At 64.1% G+C, this 11,399-nt stretch carries 11 protein-coding genes; all 11 read right to left on the bottom strand.

What is annotated here, in order from left to right:
- Positions 1-115: 115 nt before the first annotated feature.
- The gene (rnhB, locus tag CCOS191_RS05720; RefSeq protein WP_023628727.1) at positions 116-739 is read right to left on the bottom strand and encodes a ribonuclease HII; all 624 of its coding nucleotides are present in this window, start codon (positions 737-739) and stop codon (positions 116-118) included.
- 1 nt (position 740) lies between these two features.
- A complete protein-coding gene (lpxB, locus tag CCOS191_RS05715; RefSeq protein WP_046854401.1) occupies positions 741-1,868 on the bottom strand; it encodes a lipid-A-disaccharide synthase in 1,128 nt (375 codons plus the stop codon).
- Between the two features lies 1 nt (position 1,869).
- Positions 1,870-2,646, bottom strand: coding sequence for an acyl-ACP--UDP-N-acetylglucosamine O-acyltransferase (gene lpxA / locus CCOS191_RS05710; RefSeq protein ID WP_046854400.1), 777 nt, complete (start codon positions 2,644-2,646; stop codon positions 1,870-1,872).
- A complete protein-coding gene (gene fabZ / locus CCOS191_RS05705) occupies positions 2,643-3,083 on the bottom strand; it encodes a 3-hydroxyacyl-ACP dehydratase FabZ (protein ID WP_003252314.1) in 441 nt (146 codons plus the stop codon). The genes lpxA and fabZ overlap by 4 nt, the downstream gene beginning before the upstream one ends.
- A gap of 112 nt (positions 3,084-3,195) precedes the next feature.
- Positions 3,196-4,251 carry a UDP-3-O-(3-hydroxymyristoyl)glucosamine N-acyltransferase gene (gene lpxD / locus CCOS191_RS05700; protein ID WP_046854399.1) on the bottom strand — a complete coding sequence of 352 codons (1,056 nt, stop codon included), beginning with the start codon at positions 4,249-4,251 and terminating at the stop codon, positions 3,196-3,198.
- Between the two features lies 1 nt (position 4,252).
- Positions 4,253-4,756 carry an OmpH family outer membrane protein gene (locus tag CCOS191_RS05695; RefSeq protein ID WP_023629834.1) on the bottom strand — a complete coding sequence of 168 codons (504 nt, stop codon included), beginning with the start codon at positions 4,754-4,756 and terminating at the stop codon, positions 4,253-4,255.
- 44 nt (positions 4,757-4,800) lie between these two features.
- Positions 4,801-7,161, bottom strand: a complete 2,361-nt coding sequence (gene bamA, locus CCOS191_RS05690; protein WP_046854398.1) for an outer membrane protein assembly factor BamA — start codon at positions 7,159-7,161, stop codon at positions 4,801-4,803.
- A gap of 75 nt (positions 7,162-7,236) precedes the next feature.
- Entirely contained in the window at positions 7,237-8,589 is a 1,353-nt protein-coding gene (gene rseP, locus CCOS191_RS05685; protein ID WP_046854397.1) for an RIP metalloprotease RseP, read from the bottom strand.
- Between the two features lie 42 nt (positions 8,590-8,631).
- Positions 8,632-9,822 (bottom strand): 1-deoxy-D-xylulose-5-phosphate reductoisomerase, encoded by a 1,191-nt coding sequence (gene ispC, locus CCOS191_RS05680; RefSeq protein WP_046854396.1) that lies wholly within the window; start codon positions 9,820-9,822, stop codon positions 8,632-8,634.
- Positions 9,819-10,634 (bottom strand): phosphatidate cytidylyltransferase, encoded by an 816-nt coding sequence (locus tag CCOS191_RS05675; RefSeq protein ID WP_038706689.1) that lies wholly within the window; start codon positions 10,632-10,634, stop codon positions 9,819-9,821. Before CCOS191_RS05675 ends, ispC begins: the two co-directional genes overlap by 4 nt.
- Positions 10,634-11,389: a polyprenyl diphosphate synthase gene (uppS, locus tag CCOS191_RS05670; protein ID WP_046854395.1), complete on the bottom strand. Its 756-nt coding sequence runs from the start codon at positions 11,387-11,389 to the stop codon at positions 10,634-10,636. The genes CCOS191_RS05675 and uppS overlap by 1 nt, the downstream gene beginning before the upstream one ends.
- Positions 11,390-11,399 lie beyond the last annotated feature (10 nt).

Raw genomic sequence — 11,399 nt, 5'->3', positions numbered from 1 at the left:
CTGCAGGTCAGCGGTTGATTGCAGAATGCATCACGGGGCAAGCCTGCTCCCACGCAGCCGATTCCAGTGCAGGCTTGGCGTGGGAGCGGGCTTGCCCCGCGATGAATGGCGCCGATCAGATCAGCAGGGTGGAAGCGCCCTCACGGGCTTCCCAGGCAGCTCGTACAGGCGCGAACGAGCGCCGATGAATGGGCGTCGGCCCAAGACGGGCCAGGGCCTCAAGGTGCACTGGAGTCGGATACCCCTTGTGCCCGCCGATCCCATAACCCGGGTAGATCAGCTCGAACGCGCTCATCTCGCGGTCACGGGTGACCTTGGCCAGGATCGATGCGGCGGCGATCGCCGGCACCTGCGAATCACCCTTGACCACAGGGGCAGCCGGTACCGAAAGCTTCGGGCAGCGGTTGCCATCGATCAGTGCCAGCTTCGGCGTGACGTGCAGCCCTTCGACGGCACGCTGCATGGCCAGCATGGTGGCATGGAGAATGTTCAGACGGTCGATTTCCTCGACCTCGGCGCGAGCGATGCAGAAACTCAGCGCCTTCTCGCAGATCTCGTCGAACAGCGCATCGCGCTTGGCCTCGGTGAGTTTCTTCGAGTCGTTCAGGCCGAGGATCGGCCGGCGCGGGTCGAGAATCACCGCTGCGGTTACCACCGCGCCGCACAGCGGGCCACGGCCCACTTCGTCGACGCCGGCCACCAGTTCTTCGACCAGGTTGAAATCCAGTCCCATCTGCATGTCAGCGGTCCTTCAACAGGGCAAGCACCGCGTCGGCCGCCTGGTTGGAGGCGTCGCGGCGCAGGGTGCGGTGGATCTGGTCGAAGCTGTCGGTCTGCTGCGCGCCGTCCTTGACCAGCGGCGCCAGGGTCTGCGCCAAGGCCTCGCTGGTGGCGGCGTCCTGCAGCAGCTCGGGCACCAACAGGCGCTGGGCCAGCAGGTTGGGCAGCGAGACGTACGGGCTCTTGACCATGCGCTTGAGGATCCAGTACGTCAACGGTGCCAGGCGATAGGCCACCACCATCGGCCGCTTGTACAGCATCGCCTCCAGGGTGGCGGTACCCGAGGCAATCAGCACCGCGTCGCACGCCGCCAAGGCCTTGTGCGACTGGCCATCGAGCAAGGTCAGCGGCAACTCACGCCCTTCGAGCATCTGCTCGACCTGGGCGCGACGCGCGGCATTGGCGCACGGCAGCACGAAACGTGCGCCAGGCACCAGCTCGCGCAGGCGCTGGGCCGCATCGAGGAACAGGGCGCCCAGGCGCCCCACTTCGCCGCCACGGCTGCCGGGCATCAGGGCAATCACCGGGCCATCACCCAGGCCCAGCTCTGCACGCGCCGCGCCACGGTCAGCCTCGAGGGGAATGGTATCCGCCAACGGGTGGCCGACGAAGCGCACCGGCACACCCTGCTCTTCATAGAAGCGCGCCTCGAACGGCAGCAGGGTGAGCATCAGGTCGCACCCCTCGCGGATCTTCAGCACGCGCTTCTGCCGCCAGGCCCAGACCGACGGGCTGACGTAATGCACTGTCTTGATCCCGGCCTGGCGCAGCTTGAGTTCGATATTCAGGGTGAAATCAGGGGCATCGATACCGATGAACACGTCGGGCTTTTCACCAATCAGTGTCTCGATCAGCAGCTTGCGCCGCTTGAGCAGCTCGCGCAGACGCCCGAGTACCTCGACCAGGCCCATGACGGCCAGGCGTTCCATCGGGAAGTAGGAGGTCATGCCTTCGGCTTCCATCAAGGGCCCGCCGACGCCGATGAACCGTACATCGGGGTGGCGCGCCTTGATGGCACGCATCAAGCCGGAACCGAGGATGTCGCCGCTGGCCTCGCCCGCGACCAGCGCCACGCAAAGTTGGGCCATGTCAGCGCGTGATGCCGCGGGCAGAGTTGGCGATCGATTGACGGAACAGGTCGACTTCCGGGAACTGGCTCACCAGTTCGTCCAGCTCCTTGAGCGCCTCTTCGACGGTCAGGCCCTGGCGATAGACAATCTTGTAGGCGCGACGCAGTGCATGCAGCACCTCGTCGCTGAAACCGCGACGGCGCAGGCCTTCGAAGTTCATGCTGCGCGCCTCGGCCGGGCTGCCGAACACCGTCACGTAGGCCGGCACGTCCTTGCCGATCGCGGTACCCATGCCGGAAAAGGCATGCGCGCCGATATGGCAGTACTGGTGCACCAGCGTGTAGCCCGACAGGATCGCCCAGTCGCCCACATGCACGTGCCCGGCCAACGCAGTGTTGTTGACCAGGATGCAGTGGTTGCCGATGACGCTGTCATGGCCGATGTGGGCATAGGCCATGATCAGGTTATGATCGCCCAGCGTCGTTTCCGAGCGGTCCTGCACGGTTCCGCGATGGATGGTGACACCCTCGCGGATCACGTTGTGGTCACCGATCACCAGACGCGTCGGCTCACCCTTGTACTTCAGGTCAGGGGTGTCTTCACCGATCGAGGAGAACTGGTAGATGCGGTTGTGCTTGCCGATACGGGTCGGCCCTTTGAGCACGACGTGCGGGCCAATGATGGTGCCCTCCCCGATTTCGACATCGGGGCCTACGATCGACCAGGGGCCAACCTCGACGCCCTCGGCCAGCCTGGCCGAGGGATCGATGATCGCCCGTGGGTCAATCGAACTCATAGGGAGCGTTCCGCGCAGGTGATCTCGGCCGAGCAGACTGGCTTGCCGTCCACCAGGGCACGGCATTCGAACTTCCAGATCATGCTCTTGCGGCTGAGGAACTTGGCTTCCAGGACCAGCTGGTCGCCCGGCAGCACTGGCTGGCGGAAACGCAGCTTGTCGGAGCCGACAAAGTAGTAAAGCGTGCCGTCAGCCGGTTTGGCGTCGAGCATCTTGAATCCGAGAATTCCGGCCGCCTGGGCCATCGCCTCGATGATCAGCACGCCCGGCATGATCGGATGCGCCGGGAAGTGGCCATTGAAGAACGGCTCGTTGATGCTGACATTCTTGTAGGCACGAATGCTTTGGGCCTCGAAGTCCAGGTCCGTCACCCGGTCCACCAGCAGGAACGGGTAACGGTGAGGCAGGTATTCGCGAATCTCGTTGATGTCCATCATTTCGGGGGGAAGCCTGTATAAGAATAGGGAGCGCAGGTGCTGACCACACGCTCCTTTTGCAGATCCAAAGAGGAGCCAGCTAGCGACTGTAACGCTCGCTCAGTAAATGGTATCAGCCTTCTGATGTCGGCTGGCCACCTGAGGTCACGGTGTCGACACGCTTTTCCAGCTGCTGGAGACGCTTGGACATCTCGTCCAGCTGGCGAATGCGAGCGGCGCTCTTGCGCCATTCGGCCAAAGGTTGCATGGCCGTTCCGGAAGAATAGCCACCCGGTTCGGTAATCGAACGGGTCACCATGGTCATGCCGGAGACGAAAACATTGTCGCAGACGTCGATGTGACCGACCATCCCGACACCACCGGCAATCATGCAGTGCTTGCCGATACGGGTACTGCCGGAGATGCCGACGCAGGCCGCCATCGCCGTGTGGTCACCGACCTGCACGTTATGGGCGATCTGGATCTGGTTGTCGAGCTTGACGCCATCACCGATGCGCGTATCCGACAGGGCGCCGCGGTCCACCGCAGTGTTCACGCCGATCTCGACATCGTCGCCCAGGGTGACGCCGCCGATCTGCGCGATCTTGCGCCAGATACCCTTCTCGTTGGCAAAGCCGAAGCCCTCGCCACCGATCACCGCGCCGGACTGGATGACCACGCGCTTGCCAATGGTCACGTCGTGATACAGCGTGACACGGGGTGCCAGCCAGCCACCCTCGCCGATGACGCAACGGGCACCGATGAAACAGTGCGCGCCGACCGTCACGTTGGCGTCGATCCGCGCACCGCTTTCGACCACCGCGAACGGGCCGATGCTAGCGCTGGCATCCACCTGGGCATCCTCGGCAACCACGGCGCTGGGATGGATTCCCGCCACAGCCTTGGGCTTCGGATCGAACAGGTGCGAGATGCGCGCGTAAGCCAGGTACGGGTCGGCGACGATCAAGGCGTTGCCGGCGAAACCTTCGGCGTCCTCGGCCTTGAGCAGCACCGCGCTGGCCGTGGAGTCGTCCAGGAACTTGCGGTACTGCTTGTTGGCCAGGAAACTCAGCTGCCCGGAAACGGCCTCCTGCAAGGTGGCCAACCCGGTGATTTCCAGCGCCTCGGGGCCTTTGAGCTCGGCGCCGAGGGCTTCGGCCAGCTGGCCGAGTGTCATGGTCACGGTCATATCAACGGGCTTGGTTCATGCGCTCGATGACCTGGCGGGTGATGTCGTACTGCGGCTTGACATCGATGACCGCGCCACGCTCGAGCACCAGGTCGAAGCCGCCCTTCTTGATCACTTCCTCGACGGCGCCATCAAGCTTGGGCTTGAGCTGCTTGAGCATGTCGCGATCGGCCACGGCCTTGGCTTCGTTGAGCTCCTTGGACTGGAACTGGAAGTCGCGGGCCTTTTGCTTGAACTCGAGCTCGAGGCGCTCGCGCTCTGGCTGAGGCATCTTGTCGCCGCCCTTGATCAGGCGATCCTGGATGCCCTTGGCGCTGCTTTCCAGGCCCTTGAGCTTGGTCAGTTGCGGGCCGAACTTCTTCTCGGCGTCGACGGCGTATTTCTTGGCCGCGTCGGATTCCAGCAGGGCCATCTGATAGTTCAGCACGGCAACCTTCATTTCGGCGAAAGCCGGGGTGGCGACCAGCGCCGCGGCCACGAGGGCCAGTTGGGTCAACTTACGCACGATGCACTCCTGGATAATCCGTTGTCGTTATGCAAGGGCCGGCCTCAGAAGGTCTGGCCCAGAGAGAATTGGAACACTTGCGTGTCGGCGTCGTCCGGCTTCTTGATCGGCATCGCCAGGCTGAAGCTCAGCGGGCCCAGCGCGGTGATCCAGGTTACGCCCAGACCGACGGAGCTGGCCATGTCCGAGAAACCGACCTTGGTGCAGTCCGGCTTGGAACCGCAATTGGTGTCGAACACGTTACCCACATCCCAGAACACGGAGGTGCGCAGCGAACGCTGATCCTTGACGAACGGCAGCGGGAACAGCAGCTCCACACCACCCTGGACGAGGACGTTGCCACCGAACGGCAGCGGATCCTGATCCGGGTCGGCGATGGTGCCCTGGTTGCCGGTCACGGCCGCGCCACGGCTCGGCGTACTGCGTGGGCCCAGGGTACTGTCCTTGAAGCCGCGCACGGAGTTGAAGCCGCCCGCGTAGTAGTTCTCGTAGAACGGCAGACCATTGGTCGAACCGTAGCCGTCACCGTAGCCCAGCTCGGTGTGCAGGCGCAGGGTGTAGTCGTTGTTGATTGGCTTGAACAGCTGGCCACGGTAGTCGAGCTTGTAGAACGACAGGTCGCTGCCCGGCACGGTGGTCTCGAGGGTCAAGCTCTGCGAATGACCACGGGTGGCCAGCACGCCCTTGTTCAGGGTCGACTCGGACCAGCCGATCGAAGCCTTGAAGTTGAGGAAGTTGTCGCCTTCGTCCTGGATGAACTTGAAGATCTCATCGACGGTGTAGCGGCCGGTCTTCAACTTGTCCTGCTGCACGGTCAGGCCGTAGGTCAGACGCGAGGTCTCGCTGATCGGGTAGCCGAGGCTGACACCGGCACCCAGGCTGTCCACCGCATAGCTGGCCACGTCGACGTCGAGGTCATCGTAGTCGGTGCTGCGGTAGAAGGCGTTGTAACCCAGGCTCACACCATCGGGGGTGAAGTAGGGATCGACGTAGCCGAAGTTGTAGCGGGTCTGGTATTCGGAACGGGTCAGGCCGATGGAGACCTTGTTACCGGTACCCAGGAAGTTGTTCTGGCTGATCGAGCCACCGAGGATCAGGCCCGCGCTCTGGGCGAAACCGACGCTGGCGGTGATCGAGCCGGAGGCCTGCTCTTCGACGCTGTAGTTGACGTCGACCTGGTCGTCGGTGCCCGGCACCGGCGGCGTCTCGACGTTGACTTCCTTGAAGAAGCCCAGGCGCTCGAGGCGGGTCTTGGATTGGTCGATGAGGTAGGTCGAAGCCCAGCCGCCTTCCATCTGGCGCATTTCGCGGCGCAGCACTTCGTCTTCGGTCTTGGTGTTGCCGCGGTAGTTGATGCGGTTGACGTAGGCACGCTTGCCCGGATCGACGACGAACATGATGTCGACGGTGTGATCCTGGTCGTTCGGTTGCGGCACGCCGTTGACGTTGGCGAAGGTATAGCCTTCGTTACCCAGGCGACGGGTGATCAGGTCGGACGTGGTGGTCATCACCTTGCGCGAGAACACCTGGCCCGGCTGCACCAGCAGCAGCGACTTGACCTGGTCTTCCGGCACTTTCAGGTCACCGGACAGCTTGACGTCGCGAACGGTGTACTTTTCGCCTTCATTGATGTTGACGGTGATGTAGACGTGCTTCTTGTCCGGAGTGATCGACACCTGGGTGGAGGCGATGTCCATGTTGATGTAGCCGCGGTCCAGGTAGTAGGAACGCAGGCGCTCCAGGTCACCGGACAGTTTTTCGCGGGCGTACTTGTCGTCGTTCTTGAAGAACGACAGCCAGTTGGTGGTCTTGAGCTCGAACAGCTGGCCGAGGGTTTCGTCGTCGAAGACCGTGTTGCCCACCACGTTGATGTGCTGGATCGCGGCGACGGTGCCTTCGTTGATCTTGATCTTCAGGCCGACACGGTTGCGCGGCTGCGGCACGACCTCGGCGTCGACTTCGGCGGAGTAGCGGCCCTGGGCCACGTACTGGCGCTGCAGCTCGTTACGCACGCCTTCCAGCGTCGCGCGCTGGAAGATCTCGCCTTCGGCCAGGCCCGACTGCTTCAGGCCCTTCATCAGGTCTTCGGTGCTGATCGCCTTGTTGCCTTCGATCTCGATGCTCGACACCGAAGGGCGCTCGACCACGTTGATGATCAGGACATTGCCGTCGCGGTTCAGCTGGATGTCCTGGAAGAAGCCGGTCTTGAACAGCGAGCGGGTGGATTCGACCAGACGGCGGTCGTCGACCTGGTCACCGACGTTCAGCGGCAACGCGCCGAACACGCTGCCGGCGGAAACCCGCTGCAGGCCGTTGACACGAATATCGGAGATGGTGAAGGACTCGGCGTGAACTTCAGCGATCATCAGTGCGGAGAGCACCGCAGTTAGCAGCAGACGTTTCATGAAGTCCTTTTATTCCAACTGGCAATAAACAACCCGCCGCGAGAAAGCGGCAGGTTTCGCGATTGAGCGAAGCTTTTATAGTCGACCCAGATCGTTGATCAGGGCGAGCAACATCACCCCGACGACCAAACTGATACCGATCTGGACCCCCCAACCTTGCACCCGATCCGAGAGCGGACGACCGCGCGCCCACTCGATCAGGTAGAACAGCAAATGCCCCCCATCCAGTACTGGGATGGGCAGCAGGTTCAGAACCCCCAGGCTTATGCTCAGGTAGGCCAGGAAATTCAGGAAATCCCCAACGCCCGACTGGGCTGAAGCGCCCGCCACTTTAGCAATGGTTATCGGTCCGCTCAAGTTTTTTACCGAGAGCTCTCCGAACAGCATTTTCTTCAGCGATTCGAGGGTCAGGACGCTCATGTTCCAAGTGCGGGACAAGCCCTCGGCCACCGCCTCCAGCGGCCCGTAACTGACCTCGCGGAGCATCTTCGCCGGCCATTCGCTGGCCTTGACCCCGGCGCCGAGGTAACCACCGGATGCCTGGCCTTCGCCCTTGCGCGCCAGGGTGACCGGCACTTCGAGCGTTGCGCCGTCGCGCTCGATGCGCAGGTTCACCGTGCGCTCGGGGCGGGCACGAACCGCGTCGACCACCTGCTGCCAGTCGCCCAGCGCCACGCCGTCGAGCGCCAGCAGCTTGTCACCGGTCTTGAGCCCGGCGGCAGCGGCCGGCCCTTTCGGATCGATCTCCGCCAGCACCGGAACCATCGCAGGTCGCCACGGGCGCAGGCCCAGGGACTGGATCGGATCAGGCTCGTCGGCGCCCTTGAGCCAATTGTTCAGGGTAATGTCGAGCTGGCGCTCGACCGTTGCACCTTCATCGAGCACACCCACGCGCAGCGTGCCGCTCTCGCCGAGGCGGCGCACCAACTGCAGGTTGACCGCCGACCAGCCATTGGTCGGTTTGCCATCGATGGAAACGATTTCCTGGCCGACGCCCAGGCCGGCGCTGGCCGCCAGGCTGCCCGCCTCGACCGCGCCGATGACCGGGCGCACCTGCTGCGAGCCGAGCATGGCCAGCACCCAGAAGAACAGGATGGCGAGGAGGAAGTTGGCGACTGGGCCGGCGGCCACGATGGCGATACGCTGGCGTACAGATTTGCGATTGAACGATTGCTCGATCAGCGCCGGCGGCACCTCGCCCTCGCGCTCGTCGAGCATCTTGACGTAGCCGCCCAGGGGAATCGCGGCGACGACGAACTCGGTGCCCTGGCGATCGTGCCAGCGCAGCAACGGCGTGCCGAAGCCCACCGAGAAGCGCAGGACCTTGACCCCGCAGCGCCGCGCCACCCAGAAGTGGCCGAACTCGTGGAAGGTGACCAGCACGCCGAGCGCAATCAGCGTGCCGACAATCATGTAGAGCGCAGTCATGTCCTATCTCCGGATGACATTCGGCGGAGCCGGCCGCAGGCTTCAGCGGCCGTGGCGTCGCAACCATTCCCGGGACAGCTCCCGGGCACGCTGGTCGGCGGCGAATACCGCGTCGAGCGTGGGCAATGCCACCACAGGCTCCTGGTCGAGCACCTGTTCGATCATACCCGCGATCTCCGGGAAGCGGATACGCCGCTGGAGAAACGCTTCGACAGCCACTTCGTTGGCGGCATTGAGCACCGCCGGCGCACTGTTGCCCGCCTCGGCAGCCTGACGCGCCAGGCGCAGGCATGGGAAGCGCTGTTCGTCGGGGGCCTGGAAATCCAGACGGGCGATGGCGAACAGGTCCAGCGGCGCCACGCCCGAATCGATGCGCTCCGGCCAGGCCAGGGCATTGGAGATCGGCGTGCGCATGTCCGGGTTGCCCAACTGGGCGAGCACCGAGCCATCGACATAGTCCACCAACGAGTGGATAACGCTCTGCGGGTGCACCACCACTTCAACCTGCGAAGGCTTGGCATCGAACAGCCAGCAGGCCTCGATCAGTTCCAGGCCTTTGTTCAACATGCTCGCCGAATCGACCGAGATCTTGCGCCCCATGGACCAGTTCGGATGGGCGCAGGCTTGTTCCGGCGTGACATCCAGCAAGGCTTCGGCCGGGGTTTCGCGGAACGGGCCACCGGAGGCGGTCAGCAGGATGCGGCGCACACCGACAGCGCCCAGACCACGGGCGTAGTCGCCGGGCATGCACTGGAATATCGCGTTGTGCTCGCTGTCGATCGGCAGCAGCACCGCACCGCTGCGCTGCACCGCCTGCATGAACAGGGCCCCGGACATCACCAGGGCTTCCTTGTTGGCCAGCAGCACCTTCTTGCCCGCCTCGACCGCGGCCAGGGTCGGACGCAGGCCGGCAGCGCCGACGATGGCCGCCATCACCGTATCGACCTCCGATGCGGAGGCGACCTGGCACAGCCCGGCCTCACCTTCGAGCACCTCGGTGGCACATCCGGCCTTGGCCAGTCCCGCGCGCAGCCGCCCGGCCGCCTCGGCGCTCGGCACCACGGCGTACGCCGGGCGATGGCGCTCGCACAGGGCCAGCAGTTCGTCGATGCGCGAATAACCGCTCAAGGCGAACACCTGGTAACGGTCAGGGTGGCGAGCGATGACGTCCAGCGTGCTCAAGCCAATGGAGCCGGTGGCCCCCAGCACGGTAATGCGTTGCACGCGACTCACATCACACCCCACTCAGCCGCCCACAACAGTACGGCAAACATCGGAATCGCCGCGGTCAGGCTGTCGATGCGATCAAGCACGCCACCATGGCCCGGCAACAGGTTGCTGCTGTCCTTGATGCCTTCACGACGCTTGAACATGCTCTCGGTCAGGTCGCCGACCACCGAGGACATCACCACCACCACGGCGCCCAGCAAGCCCAGCAGCACCTGGCCGACACTCCAGTCACGGGCAATGCCCACGCCCAGGGTGATCAGCAGGCTGACCGCGAGGCCGCCATACACGCCCTCCCAGCTCTTGCCCGGGCTGACCTGTGGCGCCAGCTTGCGCTTGCCGAAGGCACGACCGGAGAAATAAGCGCCGATGTCGGCCGCCCAGACCAGCACCATGACCGCCAGGATCAGCCAGTTGCCCAGCGGCCAGTGCTTGAGCAGCACCAGGCCCTGCCAGGCGGGCAGCAACACCAGCAGGCCGATCAGCAGGCGACAGGCGGCACTGCTCCACAGCTCGCCGCTGCGCGGGTAGGTCAGCACCAGCCACGTGGCCAGCGCCCACCAGATCACCGAAGCGCCCAGCACCCAGGGCGCCAGGTCGGGCATCAAGTAGAGCAGCATCAGCCCGCCCGCCACCACGGCGGCATAGGCGATGCGCAGCGGTTGCGCCACCAGGCCGGCCAGGCGCGCCCACTCCCAGGCACCGAGCGTCACCACGAAACCGATGAAGAGGGCGAAATCCCCACCATTGAGCAGGAAGAAACCACCCACCGCGATCGGCAGCAGGATCAGCGCGGTAATGATGCGTTGTTTAAGCATTAAGCACGGGCTCCGGCTTCGACCTGCTCGCTGGTCTTACCGAAGCGGCGCTGGCGCGAAGCGAAATCGGCCAGCGCATTGCGCATGGCCTCGTGTTTGAAGTCCGGCCAATAGAGGTCGGAGAAGTACAGCTCGGCGTAGGCCAGCTGCCACAAGAGGAAATTGCTGATGCGGTGCTCGCCACCGGTGCGGATGCACAGGTCAGGCAATGGCAGGTCGCCCGTCACCAGGCAGGTCTGCAGCAGATCCGGGGTGATGTCGTCCGGCCGCAGATGGCCGGCCTGTACTTCACGCGCCAGGCGCTGGGCAGCCTGGGCGATATCCCACTGGCCACCGTAGTTGGCGGCGATCTGCAGGATGAAGCGGTTGCTGCCGGCAGTCGCGGCCTCGGCCTCGCGCATCGCAGCCTGGAGTTCAGGGTGGAAGCGTGAGCGGTCGCCGATGATGCGCAGGCTGATGTTGTTGTCGTTCAGGCGCTTGGCCTCGCGGCGCAGCGCCTTGAAGAACAGGTCCATGAGGGCACTGACTTCATCCGCCGGTCGCTGCCAGTTCTCACTGGAGAACGCAAAAAGCGTGAGCACCTCGACCTTGGCCTCGGCGCACACTTCGATCACGGCGCGCACCGCATCGACACCCGCCTTATGCCCGGCAACGCCGGGCATGAAGCGCTTCTTCGCCCAGCGATTATTCCCATCCATGATGATCGCCACGTGACGCGGCACCACGGAGGGCACAGTCTGCTTGGTCTTTTCCATGAAGGTGTCC

Origin of the sequence: Pseudomonas sp. CCOS 191 (assembly GCF_001007005.1) — a bacterium.
Classification (GTDB): domain Bacteria; phylum Pseudomonadota; class Gammaproteobacteria; order Pseudomonadales; family Pseudomonadaceae; genus Aquipseudomonas; species Aquipseudomonas soli.
Note: the sequence above shows the minus strand (reverse complement) of the source record. Positions and strands in the feature narration are given on the sequence as shown.

Bases quoted from the DNA above. Each gene is read 5' to 3' on its own strand.
- lpxD (WP_046854399.1), bottom strand. From the start codon at position 4,251: ATGACCGTGACCATGACACTCGGCCAGCTGGCCGAAGCCCTCGGCGCC.
- lpxA (WP_046854400.1), bottom strand. From the start codon at position 2,646: ATGAGTTCGATTGACCCACGGGCGATCATCGATCCCTCGGCCAGGCTG.
- CCOS191_RS05675 (WP_038706689.1), bottom strand. From the start codon at position 10,634: ATGCTTAAACAACGCATCATTACCGCGCTGATCCTGCTGCCGATCGCG.
- lpxB (WP_046854401.1), bottom strand. From the start codon at position 1,868: ATGGCCCAACTTTGCGTGGCGCTGGTCGCGGGCGAGGCCAGCGGCGAC.
- rnhB (WP_023628727.1), bottom strand. From the start codon at position 739: ATGCAGATGGGACTGGATTTCAACCTGGTCGAAGAACTGGTGGCCGGC.
- bamA (WP_046854398.1), bottom strand. From the start codon at position 7,161: ATGAAACGTCTGCTGCTAACTGCGGTGCTCTCCGCACTGATGATCGCT.
- fabZ (WP_003252314.1), bottom strand. From the start codon at position 3,083: ATGATGGACATCAACGAGATTCGCGAATACCTGCCTCACCGTTACCCG.
- uppS (WP_046854395.1), bottom strand. From the start codon at position 11,389: ATGGAAAAGACCAAGCAGACTGTGCCCTCCGTGGTGCCGCGTCACGTG.
- rseP (WP_046854397.1), bottom strand. From the start codon at position 8,589: ATGACTGCGCTCTACATGATTGTCGGCACGCTGATTGCGCTCGGCGTG.